This window comes from Qipengyuania sp., assembly GCF_965277845.1.
Taxonomy (GTDB): Bacteria; Pseudomonadota; Alphaproteobacteria; order Sphingomonadales; family Sphingomonadaceae; genus Qipengyuania.
The window spans coordinates 1,549,647-1,568,361 of record NZ_OZ255844.1 but is presented as its reverse complement, the minus strand read 5'-3'; the positions used below and the strand labels follow the sequence as shown (position 1 = coordinate 1,568,361).

Annotated in this window: 13 protein-coding genes; 2 read left to right on the top strand and 11 right to left on the bottom strand. The window is 62.5% G+C overall.

The window, feature by feature from the left end; translation table 11 throughout:
- Positions 1-27: 27 nt before the first annotated feature.
- The 6 genes from ACQY4G_RS07670 to ACQY4G_RS07645 are packed head-to-tail and all read right to left on the bottom strand — an operon-like array spanning position 28 to position 7,023.
- Positions 28-984 carry a sulfite exporter TauE/SafE family protein gene (locus ACQY4G_RS07670; protein ID WP_421989990.1) on the bottom strand — a complete coding sequence of 319 codons (957 nt, stop codon included), beginning with the start codon at positions 982-984 and terminating at the stop codon, positions 28-30.
- Entirely contained in the window at positions 960-3,563 is a 2,604-nt protein-coding gene (gene metH, locus ACQY4G_RS07665) for a methionine synthase (protein WP_421989988.1), read from the bottom strand. Before metH ends, ACQY4G_RS07670 begins: the two co-directional genes overlap by 25 nt.
- On the bottom strand, positions 3,556-4,095 hold the full coding sequence (locus ACQY4G_RS07660; RefSeq protein ID WP_421989986.1) for a GNAT family N-acetyltransferase: 540 nt from the start codon (positions 4,093-4,095) through the stop codon (positions 3,556-3,558). Before ACQY4G_RS07660 ends, metH begins: the two co-directional genes overlap by 8 nt.
- Positions 4,092-5,132, bottom strand: a complete 1,041-nt coding sequence (locus ACQY4G_RS07655; protein WP_421989984.1) for a homocysteine S-methyltransferase family protein — start codon at positions 5,130-5,132, stop codon at positions 4,092-4,094. Before ACQY4G_RS07655 ends, ACQY4G_RS07660 begins: the two co-directional genes overlap by 4 nt.
- 2 nt (positions 5,133-5,134) lie before the next feature.
- Positions 5,135-6,034: a methylenetetrahydrofolate reductase [NAD(P)H] gene (metF, locus tag ACQY4G_RS07650; RefSeq protein WP_067693618.1), complete on the bottom strand. Its 900-nt coding sequence runs from the start codon at positions 6,032-6,034 to the stop codon at positions 5,135-5,137.
- A 17-nt stretch (positions 6,035-6,051) separates the two neighbouring features.
- Positions 6,052-7,023, bottom strand: coding sequence for an ArsR/SmtB family transcription factor (locus tag ACQY4G_RS07645; protein ID WP_421989982.1), 972 nt, complete (start codon positions 7,021-7,023; stop codon positions 6,052-6,054).
- Between the two features lie 133 nt (positions 7,024-7,156).
- Here ACQY4G_RS07645 and ACQY4G_RS07640 point away from each other — a divergent pair, with 133 nt between their 5' ends.
- Positions 7,157-9,187 carry a glycoside hydrolase family 3 C-terminal domain-containing protein gene (locus tag ACQY4G_RS07640; RefSeq protein ID WP_421989980.1) on the top strand — a complete coding sequence of 677 codons (2,031 nt, stop codon included), beginning with the start codon at positions 7,157-7,159 and terminating at the stop codon, positions 9,185-9,187.
- A gap of 51 nt (positions 9,188-9,238) precedes the next feature.
- The gene (gene moaA, locus ACQY4G_RS07635) at positions 9,239-10,216 is read left to right on the top strand and encodes a GTP 3',8-cyclase MoaA (RefSeq protein WP_421989978.1); all 978 of its coding nucleotides are present in this window, start codon (positions 9,239-9,241) and stop codon (positions 10,214-10,216) included.
- Here the strand turns inward: moaA and ACQY4G_RS07630 are convergent.
- From ACQY4G_RS07630 to ACQY4G_RS07610, 5 genes are read right to left on the bottom strand one after another with little or no spacing between them, the layout of a single operon-like run.
- Entirely contained in the window at positions 10,213-11,703 is a 1,491-nt protein-coding gene (locus ACQY4G_RS07630; protein ID WP_421989976.1) for a tryptophan halogenase family protein, read from the bottom strand. The genes moaA and ACQY4G_RS07630 overlap by 4 nt on opposite strands.
- Positions 11,700-13,727 (bottom strand): glycoside hydrolase family 97 protein, encoded by a 2,028-nt coding sequence (locus ACQY4G_RS07625; protein ID WP_421989974.1) that lies wholly within the window; start codon positions 13,725-13,727, stop codon positions 11,700-11,702. Before ACQY4G_RS07625 ends, ACQY4G_RS07630 begins: the two co-directional genes overlap by 4 nt.
- A complete protein-coding gene (locus tag ACQY4G_RS07620; RefSeq protein WP_421989972.1) occupies positions 13,724-15,349 on the bottom strand; it encodes an alpha-amylase family glycosyl hydrolase in 1,626 nt (541 codons plus the stop codon). The genes ACQY4G_RS07625 and ACQY4G_RS07620 overlap by 4 nt, the downstream gene beginning before the upstream one ends.
- A complete protein-coding gene (locus ACQY4G_RS07615; RefSeq protein WP_421989970.1) occupies positions 15,346-17,169 on the bottom strand; it encodes an alpha-amylase family glycosyl hydrolase in 1,824 nt (607 codons plus the stop codon). The genes ACQY4G_RS07620 and ACQY4G_RS07615 overlap by 4 nt, the downstream gene beginning before the upstream one ends.
- The gene (locus ACQY4G_RS07610) at positions 17,166-18,695 is read right to left on the bottom strand and encodes a tryptophan halogenase family protein (RefSeq protein ID WP_421989968.1); all 1,530 of its coding nucleotides are present in this window, start codon (positions 18,693-18,695) and stop codon (positions 17,166-17,168) included. The genes ACQY4G_RS07615 and ACQY4G_RS07610 overlap by 4 nt, the downstream gene beginning before the upstream one ends.
- Between the last annotated feature and the right edge of the window lie 20 nt (positions 18,696-18,715).

Sequence of the window (18,715 nt, the reverse complement as noted above, 5' to 3'; positions counted from 1 at the left end):
GCGCGATAACCGCGGCGCGGTCAATCTTCAGATGCGGTTCAATACCAGCAAATAGACCGCCGACAGCACAATCCAGGCCCCGCCCGCCGTCTTCAGGCGCCGCGCGCCGAGCCACAGGGCGATGGGCCGGGCAAGGAAGGCACCGAGCATCGCGCCGGGCGCCGAGAGTAGTACGACCTCCCACTGCACCGTACCCGCCTCGACATGCCACACGAGGCCGGCAATACAGCTGACGGCCGAAATCACGCAGGCGGTGCCGACACACAGCACCATCGGGTAGTGACGCAGGAATAGGTAGAACGCGACCAGTTCGCCGATGCCGACCGAGAACAGCGCGGTGATCGCCCCGCCGGGGATGGCGATGAGTAGCAAAACCACCAGATCGGCACGGGCCAGTTCGGGCCGTTCGGGGGCGCTACGGTTGACCGTCCAGGTCGCCACGATCAGCGCAAGACCCAGCAGGATCGAGAACGACTTGTAGCCGAACAGCACAGCCTGCGCGTCGAAGGCGATCAACCGCTGCGTCGCGAGCATCGCCGGAAGCGACAAGGCAAGTACGGCGAAACAGACCTGCCAATAATCGCCCACGCGCGTACGCGCTTCGAGCCCGGCGGTCTCGTGTTGGTGATAAAGCCGGTCGGTCCAGCGCAAGCTGCCCAGACTCATCCCGAAAGCCTGGATGCCCATCGACACCGCAACCACCTGCAAGGGATCGAGCGCCATCGTGCCGAGTTCGCGCAAGGCGTTGAATACGGGAACGAAAACGACGCCGCCTCCGGTGCCGCTGGCATTGGCGATGATCGCCCCAACCACGCCGACGCCGGGCAGAAACCACAAGGCCTCGACCAACTCCGGCTGATAGGGGACGACCACCCAGAGCATTGCGTAAGCCAGCGTCAGCAAGGCCCCGCCGCCGAGGGCGAGGCGCGAGCTGTGCGCCAGTGTCGGCTGGACGCGGTTCAGTCGAGGTTGGGGCGCAGCCATCTTTCCGCGGTCGGCATATCGACCCCGCGGCGTTGCGCATAGTCTTCCAGCTGGTCGCGCCCAATCCGTGCCACCCCGAAATACTGGGCCTCGGGATGCCCGAAATAGAATCCGCTTACCGCTGCCGTGGGATACATGGCGAAATTCTCGGTCAGGGTTATCCCGGTGTTCGCTTCGGCATCGAGCAGGTCGAACAGGATCGGCTTGAGGCTGTGGTCGGGACAGGCGGGATAGCCGGGCGCCGGGCGTATGCCGCGATACTTTTCCTTGATCAGCGCATCGTTGGTGAGCTGTTCCTGCGGCGCATAGCCCCACAGATCGGTGCGGACGTGCTGATGCAGTCGCTCGGCAAAGGCTTCTGCGAAACGATCGGCCAGCGCCTTCAGGAGAATGTCCGAGTAATCGTCCTTCTCGGCAAGGAAGGCTTTCGAATGCTCCTCGATTCCGTGAATGCCGACGGCGAACCCGCCGATCCAGTCGCCTGCCGGATCGATGAAGTCGGAGAGGCACATATTGGCCCGGTCGCGCGATTTCTTCACCTGCTGGCGCAGGAACGGAAGGACAGTGTGCGTCTCGCCTTCGGCATCGTGGATTGTGACATCGTCCCCGTCGCGGGCGCAGGGCCAGAAGCCGGCAACGCCTTTTGCGGTGAACCATTTTTCGGCGATGATCCGCTCGAGCATGGCATCGGCATCGGCCTTGAGGTTGCGCGCGCTTTCGCCGACTACCTCGTCGTCGAGGATCTTGGGATAAGTCCCGTGCAATTCCCAGGCGCGGAAGAAGGGCGTCCAGTCGATGTAATCGCGCAGTTCGGCCAGATCCCAGTCCTCGAAAGCGTGGACGCCCGGTTGCAAGGGTGGAGCGGCCTTGTCCGACAGATAGGCGTCATAGAAATTGGCCTGTGCGTCCTCCAGGCTGAGCAGCTCGCTCTGCCCCTTGCCCGCCCGCGTATCGCGTACATGGATATAATCGGCCTCGATTTTTTCCACGAATTCATCGCGCTGCGTGTCGGACAGCAATCGGCTTGCCACACCCACGGCGCGGCTGGCGTCGAGTACGTGAATGACCGGCCCGTCATAGGCGGGATCGATGCGGAGCGCGGTGTGGACCTTGCTGGTGGTCGCCCCGCCGATCAGCAGCGGCATGGTCATGTTCGCCGCCTTCATCTCTTCGGCGACGGTGACCATCTCGTCGAGCGAAGGGGTGATGAGCCCGGACAGGCCGATCATGTCGGCATCGTTCTCATTCGCCGCTTCGAGAATTTTCGCCCATGGCACCATCACGCCGAGGTCGATCACTTCGTAGCCGTTGCATTGCAGGACCACCCCGACGATGTTCTTGCCGATATCGTGAACATCACCCTTCACGGTCGCCATGATGATCGTGCCCTTGGCCTTTGCGCCCTCTTCCTTTTCCGCCTCGATGAAGGGGATGAGATGCGCGACCGCCTTTTTCATCACGCGCGCGGATTTGACCACCTGCGGCAGGAACATCTTGCCCGATCCGAACAGGTCACCGACCACGTTCATCCCGTCCATCAGCGGGCCTTCGATGACTTCGATGGGCCGCGCATACTGCTGGCGCGCTTCCTCGGTATCGGCGACTACATGCGCATCGATACCCTTGACCAGGGCGTGTTCGAGACGGCGCTTCACTTCCCACCCGCGCCATTCCTCCGCCGCCTTTTCGTCGGCCGCGCTCTTGCCCTTATAGCTTTCGGCCAACTCTATCAGGCGTTCGGTCGCATCCGGACGGCGCATCAGGATCACATCTTCGCAGGCCTCGCGCAGTTGCGGATCGATCTGGTCGTAGACGTCGAGTTGCCCAGCATTGACGATCGCCATGTCGAGCCCGGCGGGAATCGCGTGATAGAGGAAAACCGAATGCATCGCGCGGCGCACCGTCTCGTTGCCGCGGAAGCTGAAAGACAGATTCGACAGGCCGCCCGAAGTCTTGGCATGGGGGCAGGCCGCCTTGATCTCCGTCACCGCCTCGATGAAGTCGAGCCCGTAACGGTCATGCTCTTCGATCCCCGTCGCCACGGCGAAGATATTCGGGTCGAAAATGATGTCTTCGGGCGGGAAGCCGATGCCCGTCAGAAGCTCATAGGCGCGGGTGCAGATTTCGACCTTGCGGTCCTTGGTATCGGCCTGTCCCGTCTCGTCGAAGGCCATGATCACGGCGGCAGCGCCATAGTCCATGCATTTACGGGCGTGCGCGAGAAATTCCTCTTCGCCTTCCTTCATGCTGATCGAATTGACGATCGGCTTGCCCGAAACGCACTTCAGCCCCGCCTCGATCACATCCCATTTCGAGCTGTCGATCATCAGCGGCACGCGCGCGATATCGGGCTCCGCAGCGATCAGCTTGAGGAAGGTCGTCATCGCCTTTTCGGCGTCGAGCAGGCCTTCGTCCATGTTGACGTCGATCACCTGCGCGCCGTTCTCGACCTGCTGGCGGGCGACCTCGACTGCAGTGTCGTAATCGCCCGCCATGATAAGCTTTTTGAACCGGGCCGAGCCGGTGACATTGGTGCGTTCGCCGATATTGACGAAACGGGCGGTGGTAAGTTCATTCATGAGGCAAGGTCCGCTCGAGATCGCGCGCCAGCACGACGTCGTCATAAAGGATGCCGCCGACATCGAAGCGGCGGGTGGCTATCTGCTTGAAACCCTGTTTGGCGTAGAAAGCGATGGCACGGCGATTGTCGTCCTTCACGCCGAGCACCAGCCGGGTGTTACCTTGCGCTCCCGCAAGTGCAGCATCGAACAGTTGGCGCGCAATGCCGCTGCCATGAAAGCGCGAAAGCAGGTAGATTTTCTTGAGCTCCACGTCGCCGTCTCGTGCAGCGTCGAGTTCGGGTTCGGTAAGCAATGCGTATCCGATTGGTGCGCCGTCTGTTTCCGCCAACCAGGCCCGGGCACCCGCGGCCAGCAAATCGCCAAAACGCGCGGGTGCATGCGCTTTTTCGCAATGCACGACCAGCGCGTCCCCATCGATCAGTCCCGAAAAGGTTTCGAGAAAGGTGGCGTTCGCGACCAGCGACAAGCGCTCCGGATCGCCGGCGCCAGCCTCGCGGATCAAGGCCTTTTTCGATTGGGTTGAGGTCATGCTGCAATCGTGAAGGATTCGAGGCCCGCCAGTCGCATGTCGGCATCAGGCGCCGGCAGGGTGCGCGGGGACAGTCCCTCAACCGCCTCGGCCATGGCCGCGATGTGCGCAGGCGTCGAGCCACAGCAGCCGCCCAGCGCGTTGACCCTGCCATTCTCCGCCCAAACACGGGTCAGCGCGGCGGTGGTTTCGGGCATTTCGTCGTATTCGCCGAGATCGTTGGGAAGCCCTGCATTGGGATAGGCCATCAGCCAGGTATCGGCGATGTCGGACAACAGCTGGACATGCGGCCGCAGCTGTTCTGCGCCAAAACTGCAATTGAGCCCGATGGTCAGCGGCTTCGCGTGGCGCACAGTATACCAGAACGCCTCGACCGTATGTCCCGACAAATTTCGTCCCGACAGATCGGTCAGAGTGAGCGAGATCATCAGCGGGATATCGCGGTCGAGCTCGCGCTCGAGCTGCTTGACCGCCATGATCGCCGCCTTGCAATTCAGCGTGTCGAAAACGGTCTCGATTAGGATGAAATCGGCCCCGCCTTCTACGAGAGCGCGGCATTGCTCGACGTATACGGCAACGATCTCGTCGTAAGTGACCTCGCGAAATCCCGGGTCTTCGACATCGGGAGAGAGCGAGAGCGTCTTGTTTGTCGGGCCCACCGCGCCTGCGACGAAGCGCGGCACGCCGTCTTCGCGTGCGTCGATCGCCTCGCGGATGATGCGCGCTGCCGCGACATTGATCTCATGCACCAGTTTCTCGGCGCCGTAATCGGCCTGGCTGATGCGGTTGGCGTTGAAGGTGTTGGTCGCAAGGATATGCGCGCCGGCATCGATATAGGTATCGCAAATGCTGCGAATGACCTGCGGCTGGGTCAGATTGACCAGATCGTTATTGCCCTTCTGTTCCTGCTCCAGCGCCGTGCCCGCGGCGTAATCTTCCGGCGAAAGCCCGGCACGCTGGATCGCGGTCCCATAGGGACCGTCCTTGATCAGGATACGCTCGCTAGCGGCGCGTTCGAATTCTTGGCGTTTCGACATGGTCATGCCTTCGGGCGCAGGCCGAGCATATGGCAGATCGCATAGCTCAGCTCGGCGCGGTTGAGAGTGTAGAAGTGGAACTGGCGCACGCCGCCCGCATAAAGGCGGCGGCATAGTTCCGCCGTGATGGTCGCACTCACGAGCTTGCGGGCTTCGGGACGATCGTCGAGCCCGTTGAATATCCCTTCCATCCAGTGCGGAATGGCCGTGCCGCACAGGCCCGACATACGCTGCACCGCGGCGAAGCTCAGAACGGGCATGATGCCCGGCACGATCTCGCCCTCAATTCCCGCTGCCGCCGCCTTGTCGCGAAAGGCGAAGAAGCATTGTGGATCGAAGAAGAACTGGGTGATCGCGCGAGTCGCTCCCGCATCGAATTTCGCCTTGAGATTGTCGATATCCGCCTGCGAATCAGGCGAATCCGGGTGAATTTCGGGATAGGCGGCGACCGATATTTCGAAATCGCCGACCCGCTTCAGCCCGGCGACCAGTTCGACGGCATTGGCATAGCCGCCGGGATGCGGAGCGTATTTCGACTGCCCGTCGGGCGGATCGCCGCGCAGCGCGACGATATGCCGGATGCCCTCTTCCCAGTAGTGCCGGGCGACCTCATCGACCTCCTCGCGCGTAGCCTCGACGCAGGTGAGGTGCGCTGCGGCGGGGATGTCCGTTTCCTTCTGGATCCGCACGACCTGCTGATGGGTGCGCTCGCGGGTCGAGCCGCCTGCGCCATAAGTGACGCTGGCGAAACGGGGTCCAAGCGGAGCGAGCGTTTCGACACTTTGCCACAACGTCTCGTTCATTTTCGCGTTCTTCGGCGGGAAGAATTCGAAACTCACTTCGATATCTCCCGGAAGACCGGAAAACAGCGGGGTCTCCAATGCGCGCTGGGCCTCGCGCATCTGATCGATCGTGGGGCTCACGAAGCTGCCTTTCTGTCCGAGGCGGACCGTTGCGCGATCCATATTTTGACCACCAATTCCTTATTGCCGAGCGCGGTGGGCGGGTGAGGATCGAAACCGGCCTCGCTCAGCAATCCCTCCATCTGACTGTCCTCGAAGCCCAGTCGGGCATGCGCGTGGCGGTCGCGCAGTTCCTCGCGCTGGTGCGCAGCGAAATCGACGATCGCGATCCGGCCTCCCGATCGTGTCACACGTGCCGCCTCGGCCAGCGCCGCATCCGGATTTTGCGCGAAGTGAAGAACCTGGTGGAAAAGTACCGTGTCGAAGCTTTCCACGGCGAAAGGAAGGCTGGCGAAATCGCCCTGCACCAGTTCCACGCGCTCGGCCGGCAAATGCTGGAGCTTGGCGCGCGCGACACGCAGCATCGCCAAGCTCTTGTCGAGCGCCACGATCCGCTCCGCACGCTCGGCGAACAGCTCCGCCATACGTCCCGTGCCGGTCCCGATATCGAGCAGACGACCGAGCGGGCCTTCGCCCAGCGCCTTGGCCAGCGCCGCCTCGACCGCCTCGTCGGAGGAGTGCAATCGGCGCAGTTCGTCCCAATCATGCGCATGCTCGGAAAAATAGGCCTGCGCTTCGCTCTCGCGATGCTGACGGATTTCGGCCAGCTTGCGGCGATCGCGTTCGCACTCTTCCGCAAATTGCGGATCGGCCCGCTCGGCTTCGACCAGCAGATCGGAAATGGCGGCGCAAAGCGGTGGTGCCTCAATGCCATTGGCGCAGGCGCGCAGGAACACCCAGCTACCCTCGCGCCGGCGTTCCGCCAGACCGGCGTCGCACAGTATACCGATATGTCTTGAAACGCGCGGCTGGCTTTGGCCGAGCACCTGCGCGACCTCGCCCACCGCAAGCTCCATCGAGCCAAGCAGGCGCATGATCCTGAGGCGCGTCGAGTCCGCAAGAGCGCGACAGATAGTTTCGGTTCGCATTCATCCGCAGCATATAAAGGTATTTTTATATCTGTAAATCGCCACCCCGCTTGCACTGTAGAAAGAGGCACTTTCACGGCGCGGACCGCCGTCCAAACCATATCTTCATCTATCGGGGCAATACCGGGGTGTCATGCCTGGCCGCCCCACCGATTACGCTGCCCAGCGCAAGCGTTTCGTCGAAGACCTGCTCGACATACTGTCGTTGGAGGAAAGGGCCGGCCAACTCGTGCTGCTACGCCTGGCGGAGGATGACGACACCTCCGAGATCGAGCATGCGCGCGATCGGCTACGGGCCGGGCAACTCGGCGGCCTCATTTGCAAGGGCGCGCCCCGCCTTGTTGCCGAACTCCAGCGACTGGCGACCGAAGAAACAAGATCGGGAATTCCCCTTTTCGTCGTCGACGAGCCCGGGCGCGGCGAAGCAGTGGTGATGCCCGCGCCTTTTGCGCTCGCGAACAGCTGGGATGCCGATGTGGTCGAGCGCTGCACCGGCGCGCTTGCTAGCGAAGCGATCGGCAATGGAACCAATTGGTTGCTCGCTCCCGACGTATCATTGTGTGTTTCGACCTCGACCGAGGATCTTTCCGACAGTTGGGGCGCATCGGGGGTGCTGGCGCGGCGCCTCGCCTCAGCCACTGTGCGCGGTCTTCAATCCGGAAGCGCGGGAGCCGCCGGCATTTTGGCTTGCCTGCGAACCGACGATCCTTCCTGGGTGCGCCGACGCGATATCCACCGGCCTGGTGAAAAGCTTCGTCTTGTTGCCGGGGTCTTGCGCGAATCATTGCCGGGCAGTGTCGCCCTCGGTCCCTTGATCGGCCACACTCCGGATATCGGCGAGATCGACTCCGCCGCAGAAGTTTCGATCGGAGGAGTCGGAGGGTTCGAAGGGATCGATCTTGCCGAATGGGCGGAAATCGCCCGCGCCACCGATCAGAGTCTCTCAGCAGTTCCTTACGCGGGAATTTCGGTCGCGACAGTGGTTGCCGCCGTGCATGAGGGCCGCCTATCGGTTCATCGCCTCAACGATATTGTGCGCAAGATCATCGGCGCCAAATACGATTTGGGTCTGTTTCGCACCGCATCCGAAAATGGTCGCAAGAGCGATGGCGAAGCGGCTGGCTCCGCCCGTGCGATAGCGCAAGATGCCGCGCGCCTTGCCATCGTCTTGCTGCGCAACGATCCCGCCCTGCTCCCCCTAAGCGTCGATTCGGGCAAAATCCTCGTGATCGGACAGGCGGCGAAGGATCGCTCTTTGCCGACCGGCGATTCATCCCAGGAAGGCGCAAGCCTGATCGATGGCCTGGATGCGCTGGGCCTCGATTATCAATACGTGCCCGGTCTCGCCCTGCGTCAGGAAGATTTGCGCGCGGATGCCGGTGCGCTGATCGATGCCGACCGGATGGCGATCGGGATGGCGAATGAGGCCGCACGCCGGGCGCAGACCATCATCGTCGCGCTTGGCGAAGGCGCTGCACTATCCGAAGCTCAGCGCACAATGCTCGAGACCGTGCGGGCGGCCAATCGCAACGTCGTGCTCGTGACGCTGGGATCGCACCCGCTCGACCCCGAGATTTCCGGCCGGAAACTAGCATGCGTCCTGCATGCGGGACAATTGGGCAGCATGTCGGGACATGCGATCGCCGAAGTGCTTACCGGGGAATGCGCGCCGCGCGGCCGTCTGGCCGCGCCCATGATCGAAAGAGGTCGCGAGGGTCTCTCCTTCGGCCACGGCCTCGGCTATTGCGAGTGTGGTTTAACCGATACCGCATTCGAGCTTGGCCATGCGCGCATCGCGGTGACCGCGGTACTGCACAATCTCGGCAATCGTGAGGCCACCGAAACCGTCCAACTCTATCTGCGGCGTCCCACCGACACCGGTCAGGGCACACGCGAGCTAGCGGATTTCCAGCGCGTATCGCTGGTCGCCGGCGACAGCCGACGCTTGCTGTTCGACGTGACGGGTATTCAACTCGGGCGGTTCGAACAGAACGGCGATTTCGCAGTGCCTTCAGGGACTTACGAGATCTCCGTAGGCCTCAGCGAAGCGCGCGCTCAAAGTGCCGAAATTCTCATCTCGGCGGATATGGCCGCCGCCATGACCAAGGCTCGCGCTGCCGACCCCCATCCGGCGCTTTTCGCCCGGCTGAGCAACGCCGGCTAGGGTCGACGAAATCCGGTTTGGCGAACGCCCAACTGCGTGTAGATCGAACCCATGCGCGATGCACATGGCCGCCGTATCGATTACATTCGCCTCTCGGTCACCGACCGCTGCAATCTGCGCTGCACCTATTGCATGGCCGAGGAAATGGAATTCCTCCCGCGCCGTGACCTCCTGACATTCGAGGAAATCGAGACTCTCGCCCGACACCTCGTCGGACGCGGCGTGAAGCGGATCCGGTTAACCGGCGGCGAACCGCTGGTGCGCAAGGGTATTGTCGACCTGGTCGAGAAACTGGGCGCAATGCTTGGTCACGGTCTCGAGGAGGTGACGCTTACCACCAACGGAACGCGCCTGCCCGACATGGCACAGCAGCTGTTCGCCGCGGGCGTGCGGCGGGTCAACGTTAGTCTCGATACGCTCGACCCGGCCCGCTTCGCCCGGCTCACGCGTCGCGATGCGTTCGAGCAGGTGATGCAGGGCATAGAGGCAGCACGCTCGGCAGGGCTGGCGATTCGTGTCAACGCCGTCGCGATGCGCGGTGTCAACGATGACGAGCTTCCCGACTTGCTCGCATGGTGCGGCGAGCGAGGCTACGACCTTGCGCTCATCGAGGCGATGCCGCTCGGCGATGTGGAGGACGACCGGCGGCAAGCGTACCTGCCGCTCGACGAAGTGCGCAGGAATCTCGAGCAGACATTCACGCTGCTTCCGTCCCTCCACCGCACCGCCGGCCCGGCGCGCTACTTCGATGTCGCCGAGACCGGCACCCGGCTGGGGATGATTACTCCACTGAGCGATAATTTCTGCGCCGCATGCAATCGCATTCGCATCGCCGCAACGGGGACGGTCTATGGCTGTCTTGGACATGACCAGAAGGTCGAACTGCGCGACATAATCAGGACGGGCGGGCCCCAGGCATTGGACGACGCTCTCGACAGGCTGCTGGCGGGCAAGCCGGCGCGACACGATTTCGACATCGAACGGAATGGGCCAGCGCTCGCCCGCCATATGAGCGTCACCGGCGGCTAAAGCTTGTAGTCGGCAAAATTGCTGGCGCAGGCGGCGAGCATCGCGTGGGTTTCCGCCCTGTCGGCGCCCGCAAGACCCGCAGGCAGCGGCACCATCTTCGGCTGCGGGGGGAAGGTGCCATAGCCCGCGAACAGCGCATGCCAGCTCATGTTCGCATAATGTGGATTTCCATCGTGCTGACGCAAGTTGATCTCGCGCAAGTCCTCATGTGTGAACCAGGCGGTCATCAAGCCCTTGAGATTATCGGATAGCGCATGATTGGTTGCATTGTCGCGCCAATATTGCGTGTCGCTGCGCTGGTTCAGCCGGTAGTGCGCCACGATATAGTCGCGAATGCCTTCGTATTTGGCCGCGATGCTCCGGTTGAAGGTGTCGCGATGCGCGGGGCCGAACCCGCCCTTTTCATAAGCCTCGGCGAAATCGAGTGCGGTGACGATGACGATATGCAGCGCGGTCGCCTCGAGCGGTTCGATAAACCCTTGCGCCAGGCCCGCCGCGAGGCAGTTCCTCGTCCAGCTATCCTCGACCCGGCCGACGCGCATTTGCAACACGCGCACATCGCCATCGTGCTCCATCCCGATCGCCTGCCGCAGCTCGGCTTCGGCCTCTTCGTCGGAGACATAGTTCGAAGAATAGACATAACCGTTTCCGACGCGAGTCGTCAGCGGGATCGACCAGCGCCAGCCCGCGCGCAGCGCGATGCTGTCGGTCTGTGGCTTGAAGGCTTCGCGATGCGGCGTGGGCATCACCACCGCGCGGTCGTTGAACAGGTTCTCGGCAAAAGGAAGGAACTTCGCGCCGATTTTTTGCTGCGCAAGGAGCGACCGAAATCCCGAGCAATCGACGAAGATATCGCCGTCGATCCGCTCCCCACCTTCGCACAGCAGCGCGGCGACATCGCCCGCGGACCCAAGCTCGACGTCGGTTACCCTGAGCGACTTGTGGACCACGCCCCGCGCTGTGGCCCACTCTCGCAGGAAGGCGCCCAGCTTATGGGCATCGAAATGATATCCATAGCTGGGCGCGAAGGGGAAATTGTCCTGCGGATGCGGTATTTTGCGCTGCTCGGCCAGCACCTCGGCAAGGAACCAGTCGTCGGGGTGGGCCGGCACGTCGAAACCGCGGCGGCGCAGAGCGCAATTGTGCAGGAAGCGCGGTTCGGTGTGCAAATCCACCGGCCCGGGGAAGGGATGGAAATAGCTTGCGTGCCCTTCCCTCTCGCTCCAGCCCGAAAAGCGAATGCCCAGCTTGTAGGTCGCATCGCAGGCCGCCATCCACTCGGCTTCTTCGATGCCGAGATGGTCGAAAAAGGCCTTGAGCTGCGGGGTGGAGCCCTCGCCCACGCCGATGATCCCGATCTCCGGGCTCTCGACGACAGTCACCTCGCCGCCACGCGCGTGCCACCGGTGGTGCAGCAGGCAGGCCGTGATCCAGCCTGCGCTGCCGCCGCCCAATACAACGACGCGGGGAGGTGGGGTCTCGCTCACCCTCCGGTGGGTATCAGCTGGACCGCAAAGCCGCCACCCGGGGCCATGCGCAGGTCGAGGCTGTCGTCGGCCGTCACCTCGATTTGTTCGATGACGATATCGAACCGCGTCGGCCCTTCGAAATGCGAAGTGTCGGCATCGCGGTAAATTTCCGCGCGATAGGTCTTGCCCTTATCGAGGAAATCGAGTGCCAGCGATACGTCGCGCGCATCGGCATCGGTGCCGCCGCCAAGATACCATTCCTCGCTGTTTCGGTCCTTGCGCGCGGTGACGACATAGTCGCCCACCTCGGCCTCGAGGATATGGCTCTCCTCCCAGTCGGCAGGAACGTCCTTGATAAACTGGAACGGTTCGGGGTGCTCGGCATAGTGTTCGGGCAGATCCGCAACCATCTGGATCGGCGAATAGATCAGCACATATTCGGCCAGTGCCCGCGCCATCGTCATCTGCAGTGGCTGCCCGCGCCCCTCGAGGCTGACGATGCCGGGCGTATAATCCATCGGACCCGACAGCATTCGGGTGAAGACCATGGTCGGCACGTGATCCGGCCCGTTGGGCGGCACGCCCCAGGCGCTGAATTCCATGCCGCGCGCGCCTTCGCGACTGACCCAGTTGGGATAGGTACGCCGCAGGCCCGTATCCTTGACCGGCTCGTGCGGGTTCATCGCGATTTCGCGCTTCGCCGCCTCAGTCACGACTTTCAGGTGATGGCGCTGCATCACCTGGCTCTCGGTGCATTCGCGCGTCTCGCGGCCGTCGGGATGCACGTAGCGAAGATTGCAGGCGTCGGTGACGTAACCCGACTTGATCGTTTTCACCCCGCGCGCCGCCATCAGGTCGAGCCCCGCTTCGAGCTGGCTTTCGTAATTGCCGACATCGCCGCTGGTTTCGTGATGACCGACGATCGGCACACCCTTCTCGGCGGCGTAGCGGGCCAGTTCCTCGAAATTATAGTCGGGATAGCTCTCGGTGAAACTGAATTCGGCGCCGTTGAAGAACCAGTTGCCGTCCCAGCCGAGGTTCCACCCCTCCACCAGCACGCCTTCGAAGCCATGCTCGGCAGCAAAGTCGATATAGCGCTTCACGTTCTCGGTCGTCGCACCATGCTTCGGGCCCGAGCCCCAGCTTTCCTCGTCGAGGTGGAGCGACCACCACACGCCGACATATTTGTGCGGTTCGAACCAGCTGACATCGCCAAGCTTGTTCGGTTCGTTGAGATTGAGTTCGACCAGGCTTTCGGCGAGGCCCGCGGCATCGTCGCTCACGCGGATCGTGCGCCAGGGCGTTGCGAACGGCAGGTCGCGCACCGCGCGCGCCGCGCTCGAACCGGTCGGGGCCAGGGTCGCGCGGAAATTGGTGCCGGTGGTGCGCTTGACCCACATGCCGGCGAAATCGACCAATGCGGCTTCATGGATCGCGACATGCGTGCCGTTTTCCATGCGGAAGGTCAGCGGCGTGTGCGCCAGCGAGACCGCGTCGATCGGCGTTTCCTCGTAGAGATATTCGTACCGGTTCCATTCGCCGCCCGGGATCCACCATGCGGTGCCGTTCTGCGCGAGGTTGAACTCGGTCAGTTCCTCGGCAATGCGCAGCGTTTCGCCCACGCTCTCGTCGTCGAAGACATAACGGAACGCGACCGCATCGTCGAAGACGCGAAAGGTTACGCCGAAGCGCCGCTTGTCGTCGCTGTCCTCTTCGAAGCGAACGGTGAGTTCGTTGTGGTGGTCGCGCACGAAACGTTGCTCGCCCCAGGGCTGCTCCCAGGTTTCGTCATGGCTGGCGCGTGTCGCGCCGGTCACGGTCAGGCGACGCTCGAGCTTGTCCTGGTCGGTCAGCAGGAAGCCGAGGCGGCTCTCGGTGAACACCGCTTCGCCGCCCTTGTCGATCCGGTAAAAGGGCCGGCCTTCGCCATTGACGTCGACCGTGACGCTGATCGCACCATCGGGAGAGGAGACCACTTCTTCCGCCAGCGCTGGAGCGCCGAGACACATTGCGAAGGCAGCTAGTACAGGAGCAAATCTCATAGTTCGATCACCATGGCGCTGAGGGGAGGAAGACTGGCGGCGGTTGCCCCGTTGGTCGAGGCGAGAACGGTTCCGCTCGATAGATCGCTCGGCGGCGCGACTGCGAAAGAGCCGAAGTTGAACAAGCAGCGGATCGATTGGGTGCCTGCCCGCCGCTCGATGACGAAGAGATCGCCGACGGTTTCGCACCGTACGACCGCACCGTGATGCAGTGCCGGATTGGCTCGCCGCAAGGCAAGCATGGCGCGCGTATGGTGCAAGAGCGACTCGTCGTCGGCTTCCTGCGCCTCGACCGAACGCGATGCATTCTCTTCGCCGACCGGCAGCCAGGGCTCGCCGTCGGTGAAGCCGGAATGCGCGGCAGAAGCTTCCCACGGCATCGGCGTGCGCGCACCGTCTCGGCTGAGCGTCAGCGGCCAATTGGCGATGGCTTCCGGATCGTGCAGCTGCTCGAACGGGATATCGACCTGCGTCAGTCCCAGCTCCTCGCCATAATAGAGGATGATATTGCCGCGCAAGGCAGCGAGCAGCGTCACCTTCAGACGCGCCGCTTTCCCCCGATCGGCGGGGGACCACCAGCGGCTGGTGGCGCGCGGTGCATCGTGGTTTTCGAAAGCCCAGCTCGGCCAGCCAACGCCCTCTTCGTCGGGCCATTCGGCAAGCGCCGCGCAGATCGCACCGGGGGTCAGCTTGTCGGCATAGAGGAAATTGAAACCGTATGCCGAGTTGAGATGCTCCTCACCCGCCGTGAAGGATTTCATCTCCGCCTCCGCCTCGTCCCCCCCGACTTCGGCGACGGTGAAGATGCCGTCATATTCATCGGTGAGCGCGCGGATCCGTTCGATGAAAGCCGGAATGTCGGGATGCGACATATTGTGCTTCTTGACCTGGAAATCGAACGGCCTTGTGCGCGGCTTGTCGGTCGCCGGCGCGGGCGGATTGTCGCGCAATTCGGGATCGTGCATTGCAAAATTGAGTGCATCGATACGGAAACCGTCGACTCCGCGATCGAGCCAGAAACGCATCACGCCCAATACCGCTTCCTGCACTTCCGGTTTGTGCATGTTGAGCTGCGGCTGCGAGTTGAGGAAATTGTGCAGGTAATACTGCCTACGCCGCGCATCCCAGGTCCATGCCGGTCCCCCGAATACCGATTGCCAGTTGCTCGGTGGCGATCCATCGCGCTTGGCATCGGCCCAGACATACCAGTCGCTTTTCCGATTGGTTCTGTCGGCGCGACTTTCGGCAAACCAGGGGTGCTCGTCCGAAGTGTGCGAATAGACCTGGTCGATGAGCACCTTCAGGCCCATTTCGTGCGCGCGCGCCACCAGCGCATCGAAATCGTCGAGCGTACCGAAGATCGGATCGACGTCGCAATAATCCGCAACGTCATAGCCGAAATCCTTCATGGGCGACTTGAAGAAGGGCGATATCCAGATCGCGTCTACGCCGAGCGATGCGACATGCGGCAGGCGCTGGGTGATGCCCGGCAAGTCACCGATCCCGTCGCCGTTGGAATCCTGGAAGCTGCGCGGATAGATTTGGTAAATCGCCGCACCCTTCCACCAGGGTCTGTCTGCAACCGCCACGCTAGCGTCCTCAAGAGTATCGGCACGGTTCATTCCGATACCTCCGACACACGGCAGACGGCCCAGCCGAAGGCGGGGAGCGTAACCGGTGCGCTACCTGGGGCGCTGACGGTTGCGGGACAGGCGCCGACAAGCGTTTCGAACACGCGCGCATCGTAGCCGACCAAGACATTCGCGCTCCGTTCGGCCGGTGTCGTGTTGAATACCGCGAGGTATTCGGCGCCCGTTTCAGGATCGAACCGGCTGGCGGCGAAGATGCCGGGTTCCTGTTCGTAGTGACGCACCACCTGCTTGCCGCGTGTGAGCGCCGGGTGCGCTCGACGCACCGCCGAAAACTCGGAGATCAAGCGGAAAAGTGGATGACTCTCGTCGAAATTGCTCTCGGCAGTGGTCGCATCGGTGCCGATCAGGTCGTTGTCGTTGTAGACGGCGGTCTGAGAGGGGAACATGTCCTCGCGCGCAAGCTGGTCGTTGCCGTCGCCCACGAAACCCTGCTCGTCGCCATAATAGATCACCGGGCTGCCGCGCAGGCTCAGCATCATCGCATGGCCGAGCATGACTCGCTGAAGCAGTTCCTCCTGCGAAATGTCGGGCTTGTCCCATTTGATCAGCGTCGAGAAGCGGCCCATGTCGTGGTTGCCGAGGAAAGTCGGCAGGCCCAGCGCAGCCTCCTCGCCGCCTTCGTAAAGCACGTCGCCGTCGAACATGTGCGCCAGGACCACCGTGCCCTTGTCGCGCCCCAGCAGTTCGCGCATCGATGCCTGAAACGCGAAGTCGAGAACCGAAGGTAGTTTGTCGCGCCGCGTATATTCGGCGATGTACCCGTTCTGCGGGATGTCCTTGTAGACCTCGCCGAACATGTGGAAGTTGGGGATCCCCTCTTCCGCGGCGACCTTCTCCAGTGCGGGCACGAATTCCTGCCAGAAACCGGGATCGACGTGGCGGGCGGTATCGATTCGAAACCCGTCGACGCCGAAGTCGCGCACCCAATCGGAGAATATCTCGATCATCCCCGCCCGAACGCGCGGATGCTGGGTGAACAGATCATCCAGTCCGGAAAAATCGCCGTAACGGCTGTCTTCGCCGGTAAAGCTGCTGTTGCCGCGATTGTGATAGTAAATCGGATCGTTCAGCCAGGCAGGGACTTTTACGTCGCGTTCAGCTTCGGGCACTTCGGGGATATAGGCGTAAGTCGGATCCACGAGCTTGGCAAAATTCTCCTCGCTCGAATCTTCATCGCCCATGAAGCCGGGATTGATCGGCGCGCCGTCCGGACCGCCGCGGGTCGAATAGGGATAATCGCCTTTGCTGCGATACTCGTAATTCGTTGCATCGCCATCGGCATAGCCGATCACGTCGGCGGTGTGATTGGTGATGATGTCCATATAGACCTTCATCCCGCGGGAATGCGCCGCATCGACGAAGGCCTTGAATTCCTCGCGTGAGCCGAAATGGCTGTCGGGTCGGGTGAAGTCGGTCACCCAATAGCCGTGGTATCCAGCGCTTTCGTCACCCTCTGGACCCTGGACCGGCTTGTTCTGAAAGATCGGTGCGAACCAGATCGCGGTAACGCCGAGGCGTTCGAGATAATCGAGCCGCTGCGTCAGCCCCTTGAGATCTCCGCCGTGGAAGAAACCCTTGGCCGTCGGATCATAGCCCGTCGCCAGGCGATCTCCGGTGAAGTCGCCGGTATCGTTGGTCGGATCGCCATTTTCAAACCGGTCGGGGAGGACGAAATAGACGATCTCCTCGCTGGGTTCGCGGTCGCGGAAAGTCTGCTCTGCGGATGAATCCTGCGCATGTGCGGCCGGCGCGCATGCGAGTGCGAGCAGCGGGAGGGCAAATCGGATCATGCTGTCACTTCCTCGCTGGGGGAGTTCACGAATTGGTGGACGAAATCGAGATGTCGGGGCATCTGCCGCACTTCTTCGACCAGCGCGGCTTCAGTACCGTCGAGCAGCATTTGCAGGTCGCTTTCGGGCAAGCCGTCGGCAATCGGATTGTAGCTGCGCGCTTCGACCCCCTGCCCGACAAGCACCTGAAACCAGCCCACTTCGGTAAACAGTTCTTCATGCTCGCGGTGGATGAATCCCGTGGCCCGCCATTGGTCGAGCTTGGCATGAAGCGATCGCGGCAGATCCATCTGGCGAAGCTCGTCCCAGAATGGCTCCCCCTCGCGGGCGTTCGCGGTGTAATGCAGGATCAGGAAGTCACGGATGCGGCTCCATTCGAAGTCGCATTGTGCATTGAACCAATCAACCATCGAGGGATCGATTTCGTCTGACGGAAGAACAGCCAGAAAGCGGCTGATCGTCGACTGGATGAGATGGATGCTGGTCGACTCGAGCGGCTCCATGAACCCCGCGGCCAGCCCCACCGCCAGACAATTGCGGTGCCACATTGCCTGACGCTTACCAGTGGTGAAGCGGAGCGGGCGTGGATCGTCCTGGGGCGCGCCATCGAGATTGGCGAGCAGCGTTTCGACAGCCTCTTCCTCGCTCCAGTGCGCGCTCGAATAGACCATTCCGTTGCCGATGCGATGCTGCAGCGGAATACGCCACTGCCACCCGGCCTTGCGAGCGATCGACTTCGTATAGGGCGTGAAATCGCCGCCGTTGGAACACGGGACAGCAATCGCCCGGTCACAAGGCAACCAATGCGACCAATCTTCGTATCCGGTATCGAGCGCATCGCCGATCAGGAGCGCGCGAAATCCGGTGCAGTCGACGAAGAAGTCGCCTTCGACGACGCTTTCGCCGTCGAGCGCGAGCGCGGATATCGCACCGCTCTCGGGATGTTGCTCGACCCGTTCGATCCGACCTTCGTGCCGGACCACGCCGTTCGCTTCTGCCCGCCGGCGCAGATAGGCGGCGTAGAGGCCCGCATCGAAATGATATGCGTAAGGCATTTCGGGCGCCTGTGGCGTTCGGCGTCCACGCTGCATACGCATCGTGCGCGCGGCGAGTTCGTTCAGCGAATAGCGCATCAGCGGTTTCGCCATGCCGAGCTGACGCGCGCGCAGCCAATAGTGCTGGAAGGGCAGCAGGCCGACTCCGCGCCCGACCGCCCCGAACGCGTGCATATAAGCATCGCCCTCGCGCAGCCAGCCATCGAATTCTATGCCCAGCTTGAACGAAGCCTTGGTCTCACGGACGAATTCGGCCTCGTCGATCCCGAGCGCATTGTTGAACAGGTGGATCTGCGGGATCGTCGCCTCGCCCACACCGACCGTGCCGATCGCTTCGCTTTCGACCAGCGTGATCTGCGTGCCCGGCGGCGCGAAGCGCGCCAGGGCAGCGGCCATCATCCATCCCGCGGTGCCGCCGCCGGCGATGACGAAGCGCATGGGCCTGAGTGAATTGGACGTATGCTGCGACATGGTCGACTTGATCCCCTTGG